At 74.2% G+C, this 21429-nt stretch carries 21 protein-coding genes; 5 read left to right on the forward strand and 16 right to left on the reverse strand.

What is annotated here, in order from left to right:
- Positions 1-41: 41 nt before the first annotated feature.
- The 13 genes from V5D56_RS14665 to V5D56_RS14725 all read right to left on the reverse strand — a co-directional run bounded on the left by V5D56_RS14665 (position 42) and on the right by V5D56_RS14725 (position 12161).
- Entirely contained in the window at positions 42-1139 is a 1098-nt protein-coding gene (locus tag V5D56_RS14665) for a hypothetical protein (protein WP_435736034.1), read from the reverse strand.
- A complete protein-coding gene (der, locus tag V5D56_RS14670) occupies positions 1136-2695 on the reverse strand; it encodes a ribosome biogenesis GTPase Der (RefSeq protein WP_435736035.1) in 1560 nt (519 codons plus the stop codon). Before der ends, V5D56_RS14665 begins: the two co-directional genes overlap by 4 nt.
- A gap of 85 nt (positions 2696-2780) precedes the next feature.
- Positions 2781-3146 (reverse strand): iron chaperone, encoded by a 366-nt coding sequence (locus V5D56_RS14675; RefSeq protein WP_435736036.1) that lies wholly within the window; start codon positions 3144-3146, stop codon positions 2781-2783.
- 71 nt (positions 3147-3217) lie between these two features.
- On the reverse strand, positions 3218-4207 hold the full coding sequence (locus tag V5D56_RS14680) for an EamA family transporter (RefSeq protein WP_435736037.1): 990 nt from the start codon (positions 4205-4207) through the stop codon (positions 3218-3220).
- Positions 4204-4908, reverse strand: coding sequence for a lysophospholipid acyltransferase family protein (locus tag V5D56_RS14685; RefSeq protein WP_435736038.1), 705 nt, complete (start codon positions 4906-4908; stop codon positions 4204-4206). The genes V5D56_RS14680 and V5D56_RS14685 overlap by 4 nt, the downstream gene beginning before the upstream one ends.
- Positions 4905-5678, reverse strand: coding sequence for a (d)CMP kinase (gene cmk / locus V5D56_RS14690; RefSeq protein ID WP_435736039.1), 774 nt, complete (start codon positions 5676-5678; stop codon positions 4905-4907). Before cmk ends, V5D56_RS14685 begins: the two co-directional genes overlap by 4 nt.
- Before the next feature lie 50 nt (positions 5679-5728).
- Positions 5729-6091: a chorismate mutase gene (aroH, locus tag V5D56_RS14695; protein ID WP_435736040.1), complete on the reverse strand. Its 363-nt coding sequence runs from the start codon at positions 6089-6091 to the stop codon at positions 5729-5731.
- A gap of 44 nt (positions 6092-6135) precedes the next feature.
- Positions 6136-6879: a pseudouridine synthase gene (locus V5D56_RS14700; RefSeq protein ID WP_435736041.1), complete on the reverse strand. Its 744-nt coding sequence runs from the start codon at positions 6877-6879 to the stop codon at positions 6136-6138.
- Positions 6880-7232: 353 nt separating this feature from the next.
- Positions 7233-7982 carry an SMC-Scp complex subunit ScpB gene (gene scpB / locus V5D56_RS14705; RefSeq protein WP_435736042.1) on the reverse strand — a complete coding sequence of 250 codons (750 nt, stop codon included), beginning with the start codon at positions 7980-7982 and terminating at the stop codon, positions 7233-7235.
- The gene (locus V5D56_RS14710) at positions 7979-8968 is read right to left on the reverse strand and encodes a segregation and condensation protein A (protein ID WP_435736043.1); all 990 of its coding nucleotides are present in this window, start codon (positions 8966-8968) and stop codon (positions 7979-7981) included. Before V5D56_RS14710 ends, scpB begins: the two co-directional genes overlap by 4 nt.
- Positions 8952-9815: a ParA family protein gene (locus tag V5D56_RS14715; RefSeq protein WP_435739046.1), complete on the reverse strand. Its 864-nt coding sequence runs from the start codon at positions 9813-9815 to the stop codon at positions 8952-8954. Before V5D56_RS14715 ends, V5D56_RS14710 begins: the two co-directional genes overlap by 17 nt.
- Before the next feature lie 278 nt (positions 9816-10093).
- A complete protein-coding gene (xerD, locus tag V5D56_RS14720; RefSeq protein ID WP_435736044.1) occupies positions 10094-11083 on the reverse strand; it encodes a site-specific tyrosine recombinase XerD in 990 nt (329 codons plus the stop codon).
- A 79-nt stretch (positions 11084-11162) separates the two neighbouring features.
- Positions 11163-12161, reverse strand: a complete 999-nt coding sequence (locus V5D56_RS14725; RefSeq protein ID WP_435736045.1) for a heme o synthase — start codon at positions 12159-12161, stop codon at positions 11163-11165.
- 354 nt (positions 12162-12515) lie between these two features.
- Here V5D56_RS14725 and tkt point away from each other — a divergent pair, with 354 nt between their 5' ends.
- The 5 genes from tkt to pgl all read left to right on the forward strand — a co-directional run bounded on the left by tkt (position 12516) and on the right by pgl (position 19444).
- Positions 12516-14678 carry a transketolase gene (gene tkt, locus V5D56_RS14730; RefSeq protein WP_435736046.1) on the forward strand — a complete coding sequence of 721 codons (2163 nt, stop codon included), beginning with the start codon at positions 12516-12518 and terminating at the stop codon, positions 14676-14678.
- Between the two features lie 142 nt (positions 14679-14820).
- Positions 14821-15963 carry a transaldolase gene (gene tal / locus V5D56_RS14735; RefSeq protein WP_435736047.1) on the forward strand — a complete coding sequence of 381 codons (1143 nt, stop codon included), beginning with the start codon at positions 14821-14823 and terminating at the stop codon, positions 15961-15963.
- Between the two features lie 106 nt (positions 15964-16069).
- Positions 16070-17611, forward strand: a complete 1542-nt coding sequence (zwf, locus tag V5D56_RS14740) for a glucose-6-phosphate dehydrogenase (protein WP_435736048.1) — start codon at positions 16070-16072, stop codon at positions 17609-17611.
- Between the two features lie 106 nt (positions 17612-17717).
- A complete protein-coding gene (gene opcA, locus V5D56_RS14745) occupies positions 17718-18635 on the forward strand; it encodes a glucose-6-phosphate dehydrogenase assembly protein OpcA (RefSeq protein ID WP_435736049.1) in 918 nt (305 codons plus the stop codon).
- On the forward strand, positions 18632-19444 hold the full coding sequence (gene pgl / locus V5D56_RS14750; protein ID WP_435736050.1) for a 6-phosphogluconolactonase: 813 nt from the start codon (positions 18632-18634) through the stop codon (positions 19442-19444). Before opcA ends, pgl begins: the two co-directional genes overlap by 4 nt.
- 168 nt (positions 19445-19612) lie before the next feature.
- On the opposite strand, the gene V5D56_RS14755 is transcribed toward pgl, so the two are convergent.
- The 3 genes from V5D56_RS14755 to tpiA all read right to left on the reverse strand — a co-directional run bounded on the left by V5D56_RS14755 (position 19613) and on the right by tpiA (position 21352).
- A complete protein-coding gene (locus tag V5D56_RS14755) occupies positions 19613-19960 on the reverse strand; it encodes an RNA polymerase-binding protein RbpA (protein ID WP_251151128.1) in 348 nt (115 codons plus the stop codon).
- 96 nt (positions 19961-20056) lie between these two features.
- Positions 20057-20299 carry a preprotein translocase subunit SecG gene (gene secG / locus V5D56_RS14760; RefSeq protein ID WP_251151129.1) on the reverse strand — a complete coding sequence of 81 codons (243 nt, stop codon included), beginning with the start codon at positions 20297-20299 and terminating at the stop codon, positions 20057-20059.
- 261 nt (positions 20300-20560) lie between these two features.
- Positions 20561-21352 carry a triose-phosphate isomerase gene (gene tpiA, locus V5D56_RS14765; protein WP_435736051.1) on the reverse strand — a complete coding sequence of 264 codons (792 nt, stop codon included), beginning with the start codon at positions 21350-21352 and terminating at the stop codon, positions 20561-20563.
- Positions 21353-21429: the final 77 nt, after the last annotated feature.

Genomic DNA, 21429 nt, shown 5'->3' on the forward strand with positions numbered 1-21429 from the left:
GAGCTGCTGCACGCGGGAGGCGAGGTGCCTCGTCCAGCAGGCTAGCCCGGTCCGCGCCCACCCGCCGGGTGCGAGACCGAGCGCGTGCCGCCCGCGGTGGACCGGCGCTCGTCGTCCCGCCCGAGCGCGGACCCGAGCGCGGCGAGCACGAGCAGGTCCACCGCCAGCCCGGCCACGCCGACCCACTGCACCGCCCGGAACACGAGGAGCTGGGTGAGCAGGAGGGAGACGAGGACGCCGCGCCGCACCCACACCGCCCCCGCACGTCGCGAGACGCGCCCGGCCAGCAGCCCGGTCACCACGCACGCGACCGTCACGACGGCGCCCGCGAGGATCCCGAGGCCGACCCAGACGGGCACGTCGACGTCACGCACCAGCACGCGCACCGCGACGGCGACCGAGCCGGCGACCGTCGCCAGCACCGCGACGACCACGACGACCGCCGTCCAGCGCCGCTCGAGCGCCGCCGTGAACCAGTCCGACGCGCGGCGCACGAGCGCGCGCACGGGGTCGGGCACGTCCACGACGTCGCGCGGGACGGCCTCGACCAGCGCGGCCACCTCGGCTGCGCCGGGCTCGCCCCGACCGCGCGCCGCGAGCGCACGCGCCTCGGCGCGCGCCTCGTCGGTGAAGCCTCCCGCGACGCCCGCGACCGCGCGGTCCGTCGCCACCGCGAGGTACTCCGCGCCGTGGTGCCGTCGCCGGCCGTGCAGCGCCTCGGTCACGAGCACGAGGACCACGACGGTCGCGTAGATGAGCGCCGCCGTCGGCTCGTAGAAATAATCGTTGTCCGCCGTGACGAACTTGCCGATCTCGTCGACGAACAGCCCGAACCCGATCCCGCTGAGAACGGCACCGAGCGAGCGGAGGGTCGGGCCGACGAACGACAGCAGCACGACGATGCCCAGCGCCATCCCGAGGCCGCCCCACAGCACGTGCGCGACGTGCAGGTCTCCCCCGCCCACCTGCGGGTACCCCGACGCGGCGAGGAGGAACCGCGTGACGAGGACCGTGGCCACCGCGACGACGAGGAACGTCACGACGTGCCGCGTCGCGGCGGTGTCCCGCGCGACGCCCAGCCGCAGCACGCGGCCGCGGCTCGCGACCGCGCTGCGTGGCCCCGCCGCGCCGTCGGTCACCGCTTGCGCTTCTCCCGGACACGCACGCTGATCTCGATGGGCGTGCCCTCGAAGCCGAACGTCTCGCGCAGGCGGCGCTCGATGAACCGGCGGTACCCGGCCTCCAGGAAGCCCGTCGCGAAGACCACGAAGCGCGGCGGGCGCGTGGACGCCTGCGTCGCGAAGAGGATGCGGGGCTGCTTGCCGCCGCGCAGCGGGTGCGGGTGCGCCGCGACGAGCTCGCCGAGGAACGCGTTGAGCCGACCCGTCGGGATGCGCATGTCCCACGAGTCGAGCGCGCGCTCCATCGCCGGCACGAGCCGGTCGGTGTGCCAGCCGGTCCGGGCCGAGACGTTGACGCGCGGCGCCCACGTGACCTGCACGAGGTCCTTCTCGATCTCGCGCTCGAGGAACGGGCGGCGGTCCTCGTCCATGAGGTCCCACTTGTTGTAGGCGATGACGAGCGCGCGCCCGGCGTCGACGACCTGCGAGATGACGCGCGTGTCCTGCTCCGTGAGCGGCACGGACGCGTCGACGAGCACGACCGCGAGCTCGGCCTTCTCGATCGCGGCCTGGGTGCGCAGCGACGCGTAGAAGTCCGCACCCTTCGTCTGGTGCACGCGCCGGCGGATGCCCGCGGTGTCGACGAGCACGTACGGCACGCCCTTGATCTCGACGAGCTCGTCGACCGGGTCGCGCGTCGTGCCCGCCGTCTCGTCGACGACGACCCGCTCGGCGCCCGCGATCTTGTTCAGCAGCGACGACTTGCCGACGTTGGGGCGCCCGATCAGGGCGACACGGCGCGGGCCCGTGGGGCGCAGCTCGCCGTGCTCCGACTCCGTCGGCAGCGCCTTCATCGCGGCGTCGAGCAGGTCACCGGTGCCGCGGCCGTGCAGCGCCGAGACGGGGTGCGGCTCGCCGAGCCCGAGGCTCCACAGCGACGCGGCGTCGGCCTCGCCGGACTGGCCGTCGACCTTGTTGGCGCACAGCACGACCGGCTTGCCCGACTCGCGCAGCAGGCGCACGACGCGCTCGTCCGTGGCGGTCGCCCCGACGGTGGCGTCGACGACGAAGAGCACCGCGTCGGCCAGCGAGATCGCGACCTCGGCCTGCTCCGCGACCTTCCACTCCAGGCCCGCGACGTCGACCTCCCAGCCGCCCGTGTCGACGAGCGTGAACCGGCGGCCGGCCCAGTCCGCCGGGTAGCTCACGCGGTCGCGCGTGACGCCCGGCTTGTCCTCGACGACGGCCTCGCGGCGGCCGAGGATACGGTTGACCAGCGTCGACTTGCCGACGTTCGGTCGCCCGACCACCGCGAGGACGGGCAGGGGCGCCTCGGGCTCGTGGTCCTCGAGGTCCAGGTCGTCCGCGTCGATGAGGGCGAGGTCGGTGTCCTCGAGCTCGTAGTCCTCGAGTCCGGCGCGCAGCGCGCGCTCGCGCGCCTCGTCGTCGACGGTGTCCGTGGACCCGTCGGTCGGGCCGCCGGCCTCGGCAGTGGTGGTGGTCCCGTCCACGGGCTGCCCGACGGCGTCGGTCTCGTCGGGCGTGCCGGGCTGGGCCTGGTCGGGTGTGGTCATGGGGACCATTCTCCCAGGAGTGCGCGCACTCTCCGAACGCGGCACCGACGCCCCGTCGCGCGCCGCGTCGCAGGACGGGCGCGCGTCAGCCGACCGCTCCGTGATGACGAGCGGCCAGCCGCGCGACGACGTCACGCACGACGTCGTCCGGCACCGGCTCCGCGAGCGGGAACCGCAGCGTGCCCTTGCCGTCGCGGTAGCGCGCGATCCGCCGCGCGAGGTCGTCGTCCTCGTCGTCGGGCACCGGGTAGAGCGAGACGTGGTGAGCCCAGCCGGCGAGGTAGACGACGTAGCGGTCGTCGAGCGTGAACGTCGGGATCCCGTAGCTGATCCGCTCGCCGAGCCCGTCGACCGTCGCGTGGATCACGCCGCGCAGGTGCTCGACGACGTCGCGCGTCGCGGGCGAGAGGGACGCGACGTACTCGTCGACGGTGCTGACCTTGTCCGCCATCGCTGCTCCTCCCCCGCAGGACCTGCGCCTCCTCGCGCGCCCCGGGCCGACGGCGCGGGATACGCGTGAACCTACTCCGCGTCGGCCGTGGTGGCGCGCCGGGACGCCCCGGCGTCGAGGCCCAGCGCCACCCGTTCCGTGCCCGCGAGGCGGACGAGGACGATGCCTGCGACGACGAGCACCCCGCCGACACCCTGCACGACGCTCGGCACCTCGCCGAGCAGCAGCCAGGCGATGAGCACGGCGAACAGCACCTCGGAGAGCCCCACGAACGACGCGAGCCGTTCCCCCGCACGCACCGTCGCCGCGACGCCCGAGACGTACGCGAACGCCGTCGCGACCAGCACGACGACCGCGAGCGGCACGAACCACGGCACGGTCGATCCGAGGAGCGGCACGTCGACGAGCGGCGCGCGCAGCGGGAGCCGTCCCGTCACGCCCGCCGCCGCGAGCGCGACCGCCCCGACACCGAGGCCGGACGCCGCGAGCGCGACGGGCGGGACCGTCGTCGGGCGGGCGGAGAGCACGAAGTAGGCGCCCAGCCCGACCGCGGCACCGAGTGCGAAGAGGACCCCGAGCACGTCGAGGCTCGCGCCGCCCGGGTCCACGACGAGGACCAGGCCGGCCACCGCGACGGCGCACCCGGCGAGGGTGAGCCGTGGCGGGACCCGCCGCGAGCGCGCCCACGCGAGGCCCACGAGCAGGACGGGCGCGAGGTACTCGACGAGCAGCGCGACCCCGACCGGCAGGCGCTCGACGGCCGCGAAGTAGCACAGCTGGGTCGCGGCCACCGCGACGAGCCCGAACCCGAGGACGAGGCGCCACTCCCGGCGCAGCGCCCGACGGCTCCCGCGCAGGGCGACCACGGCGAACGGCGCCAGGACGAGCGCCGAGCACAGCGCACGGGCGAGGACGGCCGCGCCGGGCGTCCACCCCGCCTCGAGCAGCGGCTTGACGAACGGTCCGCTCGCGCCGAACGCGAGGGCCGACGCGAGCCCGAGGAGGATGCCCGCCGCCGGCCGGTCGCCGACGGTGCCGGGCGGGGGCGCGCCGGCCGTCACGACGCCGGTCGTCCCTCGCGGTTCGGGTCGTCCAGGGGAAGCACGATCCCGGAGCTCGCCACGGTGTCGGCGACGAGCACGGAGAGCGCGTGCCGGATCCTCTCGTTCGCGTCCTCGAGCGCCTGCTTGCCGCTCACCCCCGGGACGCGCTCCACGACCAGCGGCTCACCGAACCGCACGACGAGGCGCCGGCGCAGGCCGGGGACGTGGTCGACGCCCTCGCCCGTGCGTCGCGTGCCGAGGACCGCGACGGGGACGACCGGGGCGTGCCCGTTGAGCGCGAGCCACGCGACGCCCGCGCGCGCCGCGGTCGCGTCGCCACGGCCGCGGTTGCCCTCGGGGAACACACCGACCGCACCGCCGCGGCGCAGGACCGCGAGCGCGGTCGACAGCGCCCGGCGGCCGCCGTCGCGGTCGACGGGGATCTGGCCCGCCGCGCGCAGGACGACCCCGACCGGGCCGACGAACATCTCCTCCTTGACGAGCACGTGCAGCGGCCGCGGCGCGACGCCGAGCACGACGGGACCGTCGACGAGGCCCGTGTGGTTCGCGGCGAGCACGACGGGACCGTCGGCCGGGACGTTCTCGGCGCCCTCGACGCGCGTCGCCCACACGACGCGCGCGAGGAAGCGCCCGACCCACCGCGACCAGGCCGGTCCCGCGGGCGACGGGGGGCGAGGCCCCTGTGGCGCGCCGCTCACGGTGCGGGGCGGGGGCCCACCGCCCGACCGGTCGTCCGCTCGACGACGGCCAGCACCGCGTCGACCGTCTGCGGCAGGTCGAGCTCCGACGAGTCGACGGTGACGACGCCGTCGGCCGCGACCTGGAACTGCGAGACCGTCGAGTCGTCGCGGTCGCGGCGCAGCACCTGGTCCTTCGTCGCCTCGACGGACGCCGCGTCCGCGCTGCCGTGCACGTCGAGCGAGCGGCGGGCGAGGCGCGCCTCCTCGCTCGCGGTCAGCAGGACCCGCACGTCGGCGTCCGGCGCGACGACCGTGGTGATGTCCCGCCCCTCGGCCACGACGCCGCGCCCGGCGGAGAACCCGCCCGGGCCGTGCTCCGCCTCGATGACCGCGCGCTGGACGCGGCGCAGCTCGGCGCGCACGTCGAGGTTCGTCGCCACGGCGCTGACGGCCGTGGAGATCTCGGTGCTGCGGATCGCCTCGCCGACGTCCGTCCCGTCGACGTGGACCGTGGGGTCGTCCGGGTCGAGGCCCACGGCGAGCGGCATGACGCGCACGGCACGCGCGACCGCGAGCGTGTCGTGCAGGTCCTCGCCGCGGTGCAGGCACCACCAGGTCGCCGCGCGGTACATCGCCCCCGTGTCGAGGTAGGCGAGCCCGAGCCGTCGTGCGACGCCCTTCGCGACGCTCGACTTGCCCGAGCCGGACGGCCCGTCGATCGCGATCGTCAGCGGGGCGGCGGCGCCGCCCTCCGCGCGGGCGTCGGTGCCCGGCGTCCCCTGCGTCATCTCGTCTCCTCCTCGCGCGTCGTCGCGCGTGCTCACCGGGCTGGCTGTGCTCACTGCGCGAGGTCCCGGCGGAGCGCGGTCGCGCCGTGCAGGTACACGTGCTGGACGTCGGCGCGGTCGACGTCCAGCTCGGCGTGGGCCATGAGGCGCACGACGCGCGGCAGCGCGCCCGGGACCGCGATCTCCGTCGCGCACATCAGGGGGACGTCCCCCAGGCCCAGCTCGCGCGCGGCCGCGGCCGGGAAGTCGGACACGAGGTCCGGCGTGCACGTGAAGAGGATCGAGATGAGCGCGGACGTGTCGACCCGGTTCGCGTCGAGCACCTCCTGCACGAGCTCGCGGGTGCGCGCGAAGAGGTGCTCGCGCTCGTCGGCGTCGAGCTGGGTGGCGCCCCGGATGGCCCGGACCGGCATGGGTGGTGCTCCTTCGTGCAGTGGTACGGAGGCCTCGGGCGGCCTCAGAGGTCGACGGCGGACATGAGGGTCCCGAGCTCGGTGCGCCCGAGGACGCGCGTCGTGCCGGGGCGCAGGTTGCCGAGCGCGATCGGGCCGATGCGGGTGCGCACGAGGCGGGTCACTGGGTGACCGACCTCCTCGAACATGCGGCGCACGACGCGGTTGCGGCCCGAGTGCAGCACGATCTCGACCATCGTCTGGTCGGCGACCTGGTCGACCACGCGGTAGGAGTCGGCGCGCACGACGCCGTCCTCGAGCTCGATGCCGTGCAGGAACTTGTTCGCGACGTTGCCGGGAAGCTTGCCCTGCACCGTCACGAGGTACGTCTTCGCGATCTCGTGGGAGGGGTGCGCGAGGCGGTTCGCGAGCTCGCCGTCGTTCGTCAGCAGGAGCAGCCCCTCGCTGTCGGCGTCGAGCCGCCCGACGTGGAAAAGCCGCTCCGAGCGGTCGGCGACGAAGTCGGTGAGCGACGTGCGCCCGTCCGGGTCGTGCATGGTCGACACGACGCCCCGCGGCTTGTTGAGCGCGAGCGTGACGCGCGACGTGTCGAGCTGCAGCCGCAGGCCGTCCACGTGCACGACGGCGGTCGCCGGGTCGATGCGCACGCCCAGCTCGCGCACCTGCACCCCGTCGACCTCGACGCGGCCGTCGGCGATGAGCTCCTCGCACGCACGGCGCGACCCCAGACCGGCCGACGCGAGGACCTTCTGCAGGCGCACGCCGTCCTCGACGTGCACGTCGCGCACCGGCTCCGCCGGATCCGCGCGCGGACGACGTCGCTGCTGCTGGGCCGCGGCAGGCCGTGCGCCAGGACCGACCCGCGCGCCTCGCCCGGCACCGCCCGGTGCACCGCCCCGACCCGCCGCACCGCGACCGGCGCCGCCTGCCGCGCGACCTGCGCCGGCTGCGCCGCCCGCACCACGTCCGCTCCCGGCCGCACCACGTCCGCTCCCGGCCGCACCACGTCCGCTCCCGGCCGCACCACGTCCGCTCCCGGCCGCACCACGTCCGGCGCCGCCCGTGCCCCGTCCGGCATCGCGGCCCTGCGCGTCGTCGCGTCGACGTGCCCCGTCGCCGTCCCGGCGTCGGTCTGCTGTGCTCATCGCTGTCCTTCGTCCGTGCCCTCGTCGTGCGCCGGGTCGGTCGACCCGGCGTCGTCGGGCGTCTGTGCCGCCGAGGGCTGCCGCGGGCCGGCCGACCGGAGGTCGGCGAGCCCGTCGATCCCCTCGAGATCGTCCATCCCCGGCAGGTGCGGCGCGAGCGGCGGCAGCTCGTCGAGCGACGTGAAGCCCATGCGCTCGAGGAAGTACCCGGTCGTGCCGAACAGACCGGCGCCCGTGTGCGGGTCCTGCCCGACCTCGGCCACGAGCCCCCGCGCGGCGAGCGTGCGCACCACGCCGTCGACGTTCACGCCCCGGACCGCGGACACCTGCCCCCGGCTGACCGGTTGACGGTACGCGATGACGGCCAGAGTCTCCAACGCCGCCTGGGTCAGCCGGGCCGTCTGACCGCCCCGGACGAACCGCCCGACGGCCTCCGCGTGCGCGGGCGCGGAGTACACCCGCCAGCCACCGCCTGCCTCGCGCAGCTCGAACCCGCGCGGCCGGGAGCCGTCGTCGCCGCGATACTCGGCCGCGAGGGTGACGAGCGTCTCGGCGACCTCGTCCGTCGGCACGGCGAGCGCCGCGGCCAGCTCGACCACGGGGATCGGCTCGTCCGCGACCATGAGCACGGCCTCGAGAGCGGCGGGTAGCCCGCCCGGCAGCCCGTGCACGTCGGGCAGGTCGGCGGCGTCGTCCGCCGTCACCGCTGCGTCCTCGACGGTCCGGTCGTCCTCGACCTCGGTCACGCGTGCACCTCCGTCATGTCACGCTCCAGGACGGCGTCCTGGTCGCGTGCCTGCTCGTCGTCGTACCGCTCCGGCACCGGGCCGGGCGCGGTGGGGACCGCGCCCGGGTCCCGCTCGTCGTCCTCGTCGAACTCGCTGCCGACGCCGGCCGCCAGGCCCGCGTCGTCCTCGCCCGCCCACCGGACGGTGAGCTCGCCGAGCGGGGAGACCTGGTCGAACCCGACGAGCCCTTCGCGGAAGAGCTCGAGCAGCGCGAGGAACCGCGCGACCACCACGACCGTCTCCCCCGCGTCCGCGACGAGGGCGCGGAACGTCGTCGCGCCCTGGCGCCGGACGCGCTCCGCCACGACGTCGGCCTGCTCGCGCACGCTGACCGCCGGGGCGTGCAGGTGCGCGAGGTCCACCCCGGGCGGCGGCGCCTTCGGCGCGAGCGCGGCCGCGGCGAGCGCCGCGAGGCGGTCGGGACCCATCGTCCACACGAGCTCCGGCAGGAGCGCGGCGAGGTGCGGCTCGAGCTGCACGACGCGCGGGAACCGACGGCCCTGGCTCTCGAGCCGCTCCGCGAGCACGCCCGAGACCTCCTTGTACGCGCGGTACTGGAGGAGACGGACGAACAGCAGGTCCCGCGCCTCCAGGAGCGCGAGGTCGTCCTCGTCGTCGACGATCCCCGACGGGAGGAGCCGCGCCGCCTTGAGATCGAGCAGGGTCGCGGCGACGACGAGGAACTCGCTCGCGGTCCCGAGGTCCCAGCCGGGGTGCTCCTCGCCCGCGGCGTGCGCCGCGGTCGCCGCGCGCTCCTGCTCCCGGATGTGGGCGATGAAGTCGTCGGTCACGCGCCCGAGCGCGATCTCCGTGATGTCCAGCTTGTGCTTCGTGATGAGCGACAGCAGCAGGTCGAACGGGCCGTTGAAGTTGTCGAGCCGGACCTCGAAACCGCGCTGCTCGGTGCGCGGGGACGCGGCGTCGGTGTCAGGCGGCGTCGCCACGGGCGACCAGCTCCCGCGCGAGCTGCCGGTAGGCCTGCGCACCCGGGTGGTTCGGCGCGTACACCGTGATGGGCTCGGCGGCGACCGACGCGTCGGGGAACTTCACCGTGCGCCCGATGACCGTCTGGAGCAGCTTGTCGCCGAACGCCTCGTGGACGCGCGCCACGACCTCGCGCGAGTGCAGGGTCCGCGAGTCGAACATCGTGGCGAGGATGCCGTCGACGTCGAGGCGCGGGTTGAGCCGGTCGCGCACCTTCTCGATCGTCTCGACGAGCAGCGCGACGCCGCGCAGCGCGAAGAACTCGCACTCGAGCGGGATGAGCACGCCGTGCGCTGCGGTGAGCGCGTTGACGGTCAGCAGGCCGAGCGACGGCTGGCAGTCGACGAGGATCACGTCGTACTCGTCGACGACCGGGCGCAGCACGCGGGCCAGCACGGACTCGCGCGCGACCTCACCGACGAGCTGGACCTCGGCGGCCGACAGGTCGATGTTCGCGGGCAGGACGTCCAGGTTCTCCACGTCGGTGCTCACGATGACCTCGTGCACGTCGGCGCCGCGCTCCATGAGCAGGTTGTAGACCGTGCGGTCGAGCTCGTGCGGGTTGACCCCGAGGCCGACGGACGCCGCGCCCTGCGGGTCGAAGTCGACGAGGAGGACCCGGCGCCCGCACTCGGCGAGCGCCGCGCCGAGGTTGATCGTCGTGGTCGTCTTGCCGACGCCGCCCTTCTGGTTGCACATCGCGATGATCCGGCCGGGGCCGTGCGACGCGAGCGGCGCAGGGTCGGGGAACACCGGGAGCGGGCGGCCGACGACGTCGACGCGGGGCGCCTCCTCGACGTGCGCCACGGGCTCGGACGACGCGCCCGCCTGCCGGTCCGACGGGGCCTCCGACGGGGCGGCGGGGCGGGCACCGGCACCGGGCGCGGGGTACGTGCCGCCGGTCTCGTGCTGGGTCTCGGCCTGGCTGCTCACGTCCGCCACGGTATCGCAGCCCTCCGCGCCCGCCCGTGCGCACGCGCCCGCGCGCCGCGAGTCCGCTCGAACGATGCACTCTCGCCCGAGTGATGCACGTCTGCGTGCATCACTCGGGCGGTAGCGCATCTCTCGGCGCCCGCAGCGGCGCGTCAGCCGAGCGCGCGGGGGTGCGAGGCGGTGTAGACCTCGCGCAACGTGTCGGGCGTCACGAGCGTGTAGATCTGCGTCGTCGTCACCGACGCGTGGCCGAGTAGCTCCTGGACGACGCGCACGTCCGCACCACCGGCGAGCAGGTGCGTGGCGAACGAGTGACGCAGGGTGTGCGGCGAGATCCGCTCCGGGTGGGCCAGCCCCGCCCGCTCCGCGGCCGTGCGCAGCACCGCCCACGCGCTCTGGCGCGACAGCCGCGCGCCGCGCGTGTTGAGGAACGTCGCAGGAGTGCCCCGGCCGCGCGACGCGAGCTCCGGGCGGCCGCGCACCAGGTAGGCGTCGAGCGCGCGCCGCGCGAACGACCCCACCGGCACGACGCGCTCCTTCCCGCCCTTGCCGAGCAGCCGCACGGCCCCCGAACCGAGGTCCAGGTCGTCGACGTCGAGGTTCACGGCCTCCGAGATGCGCGCTCCCGTCGAGTACACGAGCTCGAGAAGCGCCCGGTCACGCAGCGGCGCGGCACCGTCCCCGGCACCTGCCGCCTCGAGGATGCGCTCGACCTCGTCGGTCGAGATGGCCTTCGGCAGCCGCTTGCTCTGGGCGGGCGGTCGGACGTCCGTCGACGGGTCGCCGTCGGCGAGCCCCTCTGCCGCGCAGAAGCGGTGCCAGCCCCGCACGGCGGCCACGGACCGGGCCGTGGACGACGGCGAGAGGCACGCACCGCCGTCGGACCCCGTGCGCAGGGCCGCGACGTAGAGCGAGACGTCCTCCGGAGCGACGTCGCGCACCGCGTGGTTGCCGCGTCCGGCCAGGAACGCGACGTAGCGCGTCAGGTCGCGACGGTACGCCGCGACGGTGTTCGCCGACAGCCCTCGCTCCACCGCGAGGTGCGCCAGGTACTCGCGCGCCGCCCGGTCCAGGGCGTCAGGCACCACGACGGGCGCGACGGACACCGGTTCAGCGGCTCGGGCGGAGGGCGCAGGGGGCACGGGACCATCATGCCCGTGCCGACGGGCGCGGAGCCGGAGGCGGCCCGGGGACGGCTGTGCCGGCAGGTGTCAGCAGGTGTCAGAAGGGCAGGAACACGTCGACCGCGACGGCGACGAACAGCAGCGTCAGGTAGGTGATCGAGGCGTGGAAGACCTTCATCGCGCCGATCTTGCCGCGCGACGGGTCCTGCGCGCGGCGCAGCATCGTCACGCACGACGTCATGAACCACACGCCGAGGACGGTGGCGACGACGCCGTACACCCAGGTCATGCCCGCGAGCGGCCACAGGGCGAGCGACGACGCGACCATCGCGAGGCCGTACACGATCATCTCGCGCGCGACCTTGCGGTCGTCCGCGACGACCGGGAGCATCGGGACTCCCGCGTTCTCGTAGTCGCGCTTGAACTTGATCGACAGCGGCCAGTAGTGCGGCGGCGTCCAGAAGAAGATGACGAGGAAGAGCGCGACGGCGGCCCAGCTCAGCGAGTCCGCCACCGCGGACCACCCGATGAAGACGGGCATGCAGCCGGCGATCCCGCCCCACACGATGTTCTGCGGGGTGCGGCGCTTGAGGATCATCGTGTAGCCGACCACGTAGATCGCGATGGCGGCGAACGTCAGCCAGGCCGAGAGCGCGTTGACGAGCACGGCGAACCACACGAGCGCCACGACGCCGAGGACCGTCGCGAAGACGAGCGCCGCGCGCGGCGTGACCTCGCCCGTGACGAGCGGACGCCGCTTGGTGCGGTTCATCATCTCGTCGATGTCGCGGTCGAGATAGCAGTTGTAGACGTTCGCGGACGCGGCGGCGAGCGTGCCGCCCACGAGCGTCGCGACGACGAGCCAGAAGCCGGGGAATCCGCCCGCCGCGAGGATCATCGTGGGGACGGTCGTGACGAGCAGGAGCTCGATGATGCGCGGCTTCGTCAGCGCGACGTACGCGCCGACGCGCGCCCTCACCCCGCGAGCGGCGACGGCCGCGGAGGGACGCGCCGTCTCGTCCGCCGACCCGGGGGTCGGCACGGTGCGCGACGGGACTCCGGTCCCGTCGATCGGTGCCTGGCTCGTGGTGTGCACGCGCTTCGGTGTTCCGTTCTGAGGTGGGGGGCGAGCGGGGACGGACCACCGGCCGTCCCCGAGCATCGTACGTCGCGACCTGCGCCGGGGCCGACCGCACCGGCCCGCATATTGTGTGAGATCCGACCGAAATCCACGACGTGAGCACCCACCGGGCGTGAACCCGGTACGCGTATAGGCTGGGTGCCGCAACCGCGCTGCGCCGCTCCGTGCCCGTCGTCCACTCGACCGGCGGGTCGCGCCGTCCCAGCCGGGCCCCGACGACGTCGGGGCGCACCGGCAGGGACAGGTCGACGGTTGCTTCGAGTTGTCGCGAGGATCCGGGGCGCGCGCTCCGGACGGGAATGAGGTTCGGTGAACGCGTTGCCCCCTGCTCACACGCCCCTGGACTGGACGGACCTGGACGACCGGGCCGTCAAGGCGATCAAGGCGCTCGCCGCCGACGCCGTCGAGAAGGTCGGCAACGGCCACCCGGGCACGGCGATCTCGCTGGCCCCGGCCGCCTACCTGCTGTTCCAGAAGGTCATGCGTCACGACCCGGCCGACTCGCACTGGGTCGGTCGCGACCGCTTCGTGCTGTCTGCGGGCCACTCGTCGCTCACGCTGTACCTGCAGCTCTTCCTCGCGGGCTACGGCCTCGAGATGGACGACATCGCGGCGCTGCGCACGTGGGGCTCCAAGACCCCCGGCCACCCCGAGTACAAGCACACCAACGGCGTCGAGATCACGACCGGGCCGCTCGGCCAGGGCCTCGCGTCCGCGGTCGGCATGGCCTTCGCGTCGCGCCGCGAGCGCGGCCTGCTCGACCCGAACGCCGCCCCGGGCGAGTCGCCGTTCGACCACCACGTCTACGTCATCGCCTCCGACGGCGACCTGCAGGAGGGCGTGACGTCCGAGGCCTCCTCGCTCGCCGGCCACCAGCAGCTCGGCAACCTCGTGGTGATCTGGGACGACAACAAGATCTCGATCGAGGACGACACCGACATCGCGTTCACGGAGGACGTCCTCGCGCGCTACGCGGCGTACGGGTGGCACACCCAGCGCGTCGACTTCACGAACGGCGGCACGGGCTACGCCGAGGACGTCGACGCCCTCGGTGCGGCCCTCGAGGCGGCGCGCGCCGAGACGGGCAAGCCGTCGATCATCGCGCTGCGCACGATCATCGGCTGGCCGTCGCCCACCAAGCAGAACACCGGCGGCATCCACGGCTCCGCGATGGGCGCCGACGAGGTCCGCGGCCTCAAGGTCGAGCTCGGCCTCGACCCCGAGGCGACGTTCGCCATCGACGACGACGTGCTCGCACACACCCGGTCCGTCGCCGAGCGCCAGGGCGACCAGCGCGCCGCGTGGGACACCGCGTTCGAGGCCTGGAAGACGGCGAGCCCGGCCGGCGTCGAGCTGCTCGAGCGCCTCACCACGCGCACCCTCCCCGACGGCTGGGAGGACTCGCTCCCCTCGTTCGAGGCCGGCAAGGACGTCGCGACGCGCGCCGCCTCGGGCAAGGTCCTCACCGCGCTCAAGGACGTGCTCCCCGAGCTGTGGGGCGGCTCCGCCGACCTCGCCGGCTCGAACAACACGACCATGGACGGCGAGCCGTCGTTCGTGCCGGTCGAGCACGCCACGAAGAAGTTCCCCGGGAACGAGTACGGCCGCACGCTGCACTTCGGCATCCGCGAGCACGCGATGGGCTCGATCCTCAACGGGATCGTGCTGCACGGCGGCACGCGCGCCTACGGCGGCACGTTCCTCACGTTCTCCGACTACATGCGCCCGGCGGTCCGCCTGGCCGCGCTCATGCAGATCCCGTCGACGTTCGTGTGGACGCACGACTCCATCGGGCTCGGCGAGGACGGGCCGACGCACCAGCCGATCGAGCACCTCGCGGCGCTGCGCGCCATCCCGGGCCTCGACGTCGTGCGTCCCGCCGACGCCAACGAGGTCGCATGGGCCTGGCGCACGATCCTCGAGACGACCGAGCGCCCCGCCGGCCTGATCCTCACGCGCCAGAACGTCCCGACGTTCCCGCGCGGCACGGACGGCTACGCGGACGCGTCGGGCACGGCGCGCGGCGGCTACGTGCTCGTCGACGCCGAGGGCACCCCCGACGTCATCCTCCTGGGCACCGGCTCCGAGGTGCAGCTCGCCGTCGCGGCGCGCGAGCAGCTCGCCGCCGAGGGCGTGCAGGCCCGCGTGGTCTCGCTGCCGAGCCGTGAGTGGTTCGACCTGCAGGACGACGCGTACCGCGAGTCGGTCCTGCCGTCGTCGGTGCGGGCCCGTGTCTCCGTCGAGGCGGGCGTGGCGCAGGGCTGGCGCGAGCTGGTCGGCGACGCCGGGCGCATCGTGAGCATCGAGCACTACGGGGCGTCGGCCGACTACAAGGTCCTCTACCGCGAGTTCGGCATCACGGCCGAGGCCGTCGCCGCAGCGGCGCACGAGTCGATCGCCGCGGCGCGCGGCGGTGCCGCCCCCGGTGGCCCGGCGAAGCCCGTCGAGGGCGGCACTGGCGACCTCGCCTGACCGACCGTAGATTCCGAGGTGGGGCCCCGGTCCCGGCGCCCCACCTCGGACCTGCGCCACGGATCATGCACCCGTGGCACCGCGCCGGGACGGACCGACGGGGCCGACGCGGCCCCGCCGAGGTACCACGAGAGGACCCCTGATGACGCAGACCACCGTCCCCGGACCGATCGAGCAGCTCACGCAGGCAGGGGTGTCGATCTGGCTCGACGACCTCTCCCGCGAGCGCCTGCGCTCCGGCAACCTCGCGGACCTCGTCGCCACGCGCGGCGTCGTCGGCGTGACGACGAACCCCACGATCTTCGCCGCCGCCCTGTCGAAGGGCGACGCCTACGACGAGCAGCTCGCCGAGCTCGCGCCGGCCGGTACCGACGCCGCAGCCGTGGAGGCCGCTGTCGAGCGCATCACGACCGACGACGTCCGCGCGGCAGCCGACCTCCTGCGCCCGCTGTACGACTCCACCGAAGGGGTCGACGGGCGGGTCTCGATCGAGGTCGACCCGCGGCTCGCGAACCAGGACGCGGCGGCCACCGTCGAGGTCGCCGAGCGCCTGTGGCGCACGATCGACCGCCCCAACGTCTACATCAAGATCCCCGCCACGCTGCCCGGTCTGGAGGCGATCACCCGGACGCTCGCGCAGGGGATCAGCGTCAACGTCACGCTGATCTTCTCGCTCGAGCGCTACCGCGCCGTCATGGACGCGTTCGCCACCGGGCTGGAGCAGGCGCGCGCCGCAGGGATCGACCTCGCGCCGATCGGCTCGGTCGCGTCCTTCTTCGTCTCGCGCGTCGACACCGCGGTGGACGCTGCCCTGGAGAAGGTGGGCACGCCGGAGGCGCTGGACCTGCGCGGCCAGGCGGCGATCGCCAACGCGCGTCTCGCGTTCGAGGCCTACGAGGAGTTCAGCGGCACGGACCGCTGGCGCTCGCTCGCCGCGGCCGGCGCCCACCCGCAGCGTCCGCTCTGGGCGTCCACCGGCGTGAAGAACCCCGAGTACCGCGACACGATGTACGTGGACGAGCTCGTGACCGACGGCGTGGTGAACACGATGCCCGAGGGCACGCTCCAGGCGTTCGCGGACCACGGCGTCGTGACCGGCGACACGGTGACGGGGACGGCCGCCGCGGCGCGCCGCACGATCGAGACCGTCGAGTCGTTCGGGGTCTCGCTCACCGAGGTGACCGCCCGCCTCGAGGCCGAGGGCGTGCGCAAGTTCGAGGACAGCTGGACGGAGCTTCTCGAGACCACCGCGGAGAACCTGCGCCAGGTCGCCGACCAGGGCTGACGCCCGTCCGGTCCGCGAGCAGAACCCCCGGGCGTGCCGGGTTCCCTCCTAGGATCGCGGCACGCCTCAGAACTCTCCCATCCTTCGAACGGAACGGTGCCACCAGGTGAGACCGGCCAAGATCACGGCAGAGCACAACCCCCTGCGCGACCCCCTCGACCTGCGACTGCCCCGCATCGCAGGCCCGTGCGGGCTCGTCATCTTCGGCGTGACGGGTGACCTCGCGCGCAAGAAGCTCATGCCCGCGGTGTACGACCTCGCGAACCGCGGTCTCCTCCCCCCGGGCTTCGCCCTCACCGGCTTCGCGCGTCGCGACTGGGAGGACCAGGACTTCGCCCAGGTCGTCCACGACGCGGTCAAGGAGCACGCGCGCACCCCGTTCCGGGAGGCGACGTGGCGCCAGCTCGCGGAAGGCATCCGCTTCGTGCAGGGCTCGTTCGACGACGACGCCGCGTTCGAGCGCCTGCGCGAGACCGTCGAGACCCTGGACGCGGAGCGCGGCACGGGCGGCAACCACGCGTTCTACCTGTCGGTCCCGCCGAGCGCGTTCCCCGTCGTGTGCCGCCAGCTCGCGGAGTCCGGGCTGTCGAAGTCCGAGGAGGACGCGTGGCGGCGCGTCGTCATCGAGAAGCCCTTCGGCCACGACCTGGAGAGCGCCCGCGAGCTCGACGCGGTCGTCTCCGAGGTCTTCCCGCCCGACTCGGTCTTCCGCATCGACCACTACCTCGGCAAGGAGACGGTCCAGAACCTCCTCGCCCTGCGGTTCGCGAACCAGATGTTCGAGCCGATCTGGAACGCGCACTACGTCGACCACGTGCAGATCACCATGGCCGAGGACATCGGCATCGGTGGCCGCGCGGGGTACTACGACGGCATCGGCGCCGCGCGCGACGTCATCCAGAACCACCTGCTGCAGCTCCTCGCGCTCGTCGCGATGGAGGAGCCGGTCTCGTTCGACGCGCCGTCGCTGCGCGCCGAGAAGATCAAGGCCCTGTCCTCCGTGCGGGTGCCGCGCGAGCTGTCGCGGCACACGGCGCGCGGCCAGTACGCCGCCGGTCTCCAGGGTGGCGAGGAGGTCATCGGCTTCCTCGACGAGGACGGCATCTCCGCGGACTCCAAGACCGAGACCTACGCCGCGATCCGCGTCGACATCGACAACCGCCGCTGGGCGGGCGTGCCGTTCTACCTGCGCACCGGCAAGCGCCTCGGGCGACGCGTGACCGAGGTCGCCGTCGTGTTCAAGAAGGCACCGCACCTGCCGTTCGAGACGTCGCAGGCGTCCGACCTCGGCAACAACGCCCTCGTCATCCGCGTCCAGCCCGACGAGGGCGTGACGATGCGCTTCGGTGCGAAGGTCCCCGGGACGGCGATGGAGGTGCGCGACGTCACGATGGACTTCGGTTACGGCCACGCCTTCACCGAGTCGTCCCCCGAGGCCTACGAGCGCCTGATCCTCGACGTCCTGCTCGGCGACCCGCCGCTGTTCCCCACCCGTGAGGAGGTCGAGCTCTCGTGGAAGATCCTCGACCCGATCACGGCGCACTGGGCCGCGAAGGGCACGCCCGACCAGTACCGCTCCGGCACCTGGGGCCCGGCGTCCGCCGACGAGATGCTCGCGCGCGACGGCCGCTCGTGGCGGCGGCCGTGAGCCCCCGCACCGCCCCGCGCCACCTCGCCGGCCGCACCGCCGGACGGCCCCGACCCGCGCGCCGCTCGGCGCGCACCGTCAGCACGCGACCGGGGAGGACCCCGCGATGATCATCGATCTGCCCGACACCACGACGAACGCGGTGAACAAGCGCCTCGTGCGCCTCCGGGACGAGGGGGGCGCGATCGCCCTCGGCCGTGTCCTGACGCTCGTCGTCATCGCGCGCGAGTCCGACGTCGAGACCTCGATCGAGGCCGCGAACGACGCGAGCCGCGAGCACCCGTGCCGGGTCGTGGTCGTGGCTCCCGCCTCGCGCGGCAGCAGCGCGCGCCTCGACGCCCAGATCCGAGTGGGCGGCGACGCCGGCGCGTCAGAGGTCGTCGTGCTGCGCACCTCCGGTCCCCTGCGCGAGCACGCCGACACCCTGGTCATGCCCCTCCTGCTGCCCGACGCACCGATCGTCGTGTGGTGGCCCGGCGAGCCGCCGGCCTCACCGGACGACGACCCGGTCGGTGCGATGGCGCAGCGACGGATCACGGACTCCATCACGGCCAAGGACCCCGAGGCGACGCTCGCCGCGCTCGCCACGACCTACGGTCCCGGGGACTCGGACCTCGCGTGGGCACGCGTCACGCTGTGGCGGGGTCTCATCGCCGCGGCCCTCGACCAGCCGCCGTACGACCCGGTGACCAGCGTGACCGTCGAGGGGCAGGCCAAGCACACGTCGCTCGACCTGCTCGCCGCGTGGCTCGGTCAGCGTCTTCGCTGCCCCGCGGAGGTCGTGCGACGCCGCGGCGCCGAGGCGATCACGCGCGTGACGCTCGAGCGCAAGAGCGGCGCGGTCATCCTCGACCGGCCCGACGGCCGCACGGTGACGATCAGCCAGCCCGGCAAGCCGGACCGACGGGTCGCCCTGCCCATCCGCACGCTCAGCGAAGCCCTCATCGAGGAGCTGCGTCGTCTCGACCCCGACGAGGTCTACGGCGAGGTGCTCACCAAGGGGCTCACCAAGGTGGGCGCGTGAGCGGCGACGGCGCGACGGCCCACGGGGTCGCCCACGCCTCCCACGCACGCCTCGTCGTCGTGCACCCGGACGGTGCCGTCCTCGCCGAGGCCGTCGCCTCGCGTCTCGTGACGCGTCTCCTCGACGTGCAGTCGACGCGCCGGCCCGTGCACGTCGTCCTGACGGGCGGGACGGTCGGGATCGCGAGCCTCGCGGCGCTGGCGCGCCACCCTGCACGGGACGCCGTCGACTGGTCCGGCGTGCACCTGTGGTGGGGGGACGAGCGCTTCCTCCCGTCCGGGGATCCCGAGCGCAACGAGACGCAGGCCCGCGACGCGCTCCTGGACCAGCTGCCCCACCTCCCCGCGGAGAACGTGCACCCGATGCCGGCGGCCGACGTCGTCGCGACGCCGGAGGACTCCGCGGCGCGGTACGCGGAAGAGCTCGCCGCGCACGCCGTCGGCGGCTCGGCCGTCCCGGAGTTCGACGTCCTGCTCCTCGGGATGGGGCCGGACGGTCACGTCGCCTCGTTGTTCCCCGGCCACCCCGGCCTGGACGTGTCAGGGGTGCCGACGGCGGGTGTGCACGGGTCGCCGAAGCCTCCGCCGGAGCGCGTGACCCTGACGTTCGAGGCCCTCGCGGCCGCGCGCCAGGTGTGGGTCGTCGCGGCGGGCGCGGAGAAGGCGCCGGCAGTGGCGTCGGCTCTCGGCGGCGCAGACCGGCACGACACCCCCGCTGCCGCCGTCGCAGGGACCGAGCGCACGCTCTGGCTCGTCGACGTCGCGGCAGCCGGGACCGGCGACGCGGCCGAGGTCAGGGCGAAGGGCTAGACCCGGTCCATCCGCGTGCGCGGCCGCACCTCTCGGCCACGCACCTCACGACGACGGCCCGCCTCCCCACGCTCGGCGTGGAGGGGCGGGCCGTCCCGTTCGGGTCTCGTCGGGGGGCGCCTGCGTGCGGCGACCCGGTGACGCGTGACGCGGAGCCAGCAGGTGTTCTCAGCGTCCGCGGCGGGCGCGCAGCGCGGCCAGGGCCTCGTCGAGGATCGCGACGCCGTCCTCGTCGGAGCGCCGCTCCTTCACGTACGCGAGGTGCGTCTTGTAGGGCTCGTTGCGCACCGGGACCGGCGGGTTCTCGGGGTCCTGGCCGGCGGGAAAGCCGCACCGCGGGCAGTCCCAGGTCTCGGGCGCCTGGATGTCGGCCTCCGACGAGAAGCTGGGCCGGGTCTCGTGGCCGTTGGCGCACCAGTACGAGACCCCGAACCGGGGAGCCATGTCGCCGCGCTCGGACTCGCCGAGCGGCCCGGCACCCACCCGCGACCCGCGGATCGCGCTACCACCTGCCACGTCTACTCCCCCGTCATGCGTGCCACCGTCGGCACCCGGTCGTTGCAGGCGGAGCACCTCGCCCCGCCCGACGCCGCCCCGTCCGGGGCGGCGTGGTCAGCTCACCTTCTGGATCAGACCCAGCAGGACGATGACGACGGCCCAGACGAGCGCGAAGGTCACCGTGATGCGGTTGAGGTTGCGCTCGGCGACGCCGGAGCTGCCCACGGAGCTCGAGATCCCGCCGCCGAACATGTCGGAGAGGCCGCCGCCCTTGCCCTTGTGCATGAGCACGAGCAGGGTGAGGAAGCCGCTGGTGAGAACCAGCAGGATCTGGAGGATGATGCGCAGCACGTCCACGAGTACGTCCTTGAGGCTCAGGGCCGGCTCGACGAGGTCGAGGGCGACCGCACGGTTGTCGTGCGCAGGCCGTGGCCTGCCGCACAGGGGACAAGAGTAGGCGACGCGGGGCCGCCACGGCCAACCTCCGCCGCGGCGTCTCGCGTGCTGGCCACCGCCGCCCGTCCCGCAGGCGGGTACGGAGCCCGTGCAGGGCGACCGCCGGGGCCAGGCCGCCCGCGGTCCCCGGTGCGCGACGCGACCGGGGACCACGGGCACGGCTCACGCGGTGGCGTGCGCCTGGTAGCGCGCGATCTTCGCGAACTCCTCGGGGTCGAGGCTCGCGCCGCCGACGAGCGCGCCGTCGACGTCCGGCTGCGCCATGATCGCGGCGACGTTCGACGACTTCACCGAACCGCCGTAGAGCACGCGCGTCGCCGCGGCGACGTCGCCGTCGTACAGGTCGCCGAGGGCGCCACGGATCGCGCCGCAGACCTCCTGGGCGTCCTCGGGCGTCGCCACCTCGCCCGTCCCGATGGCCCAGACGGGCTCGTAGGCGATGACGAGGTCGGCGATCTGCGCCGCCGGGAGCCCGGCCAGCGCGCCCTCGACCTGGGCGAGCGTGTAGGCGATCTGCTCGCCCGCCTTGCGCACGTCCAGGCCCTCACCGACGCAGAGGATCGGGGCGAGGCCCTGACCGACGGCCGCGACGATCTTCGCGTTGACCAGCGCGTCCGACTCGCCGTGGTACTGCCTGCGCTCGGAGTGCCCGATCGCGACGTACGAGACGCCGAGCTTCGCGAGCATCGAGGCCGAGATCTCGCCGGTGTACGCGCCCTCGGCGTGCGCCGAGACGTCCTGCGCGCCGTACTTCAGCTCGAGCTTGTCGGCGTCCACCAGCGTCTGCACGGAGCGCAGGTCGGTGAAGGGCGGCAGCACGGCGACCTCGACGGCCGAGTAGTCGTGCTTCGCGTCCTTGAGGGTCCATGCCAGCTTCTGCACGGTGTGCGTCGCCTGGTGGTGGTCCAGGTTCATCTTCCAGTTGCCCGCCATGAGCGGGGTGCGGTTCGCCACGGTCTCGTCTTCTCTCGTCATGGCGCGCGGCCCCGGTCCTCCCGGGGCCGCGCGTCGGGGATGGTGCAGGGGCGGGA

It is taken from the genome of Cellulosimicrobium sp. PMB13, from assembly GCF_051294865.1.
Taxonomy (GTDB): Bacteria; Actinomycetota; Actinomycetes; order Actinomycetales; family Cellulomonadaceae; genus Cellulosimicrobium.

Coding starts and splice junctions, on each gene's coding strand:
- der (WP_435736035.1), bottom strand. CDS start 2,695: ATGACCACACCCGACCAGGCCCAGCCCGGCACGCCCGACGAGACCGAC.
- V5D56_RS14675 (WP_435736036.1), bottom strand. CDS start 3,146: ATGGCGGACAAGGTCAGCACCGTCGACGAGTACGTCGCGTCCCTCTCG.
- cmk (WP_435736039.1), bottom strand. CDS start 5,678: ATGACGCAGGGGACGCCGGGCACCGACGCCCGCGCGGAGGGCGGCGCC.
- aroH (WP_435736040.1), bottom strand. CDS start 6,091: ATGCCGGTCCGGGCCATCCGGGGCGCCACCCAGCTCGACGCCGACGAG.
- tal (WP_435736047.1), top strand. CDS start 14,821: ATGACGCAGACCACCGTCCCCGGACCGATCGAGCAGCTCACGCAGGCA.
- opcA (WP_435736049.1), top strand. CDS start 17,718: ATGATCATCGATCTGCCCGACACCACGACGAACGCGGTGAACAAGCGC.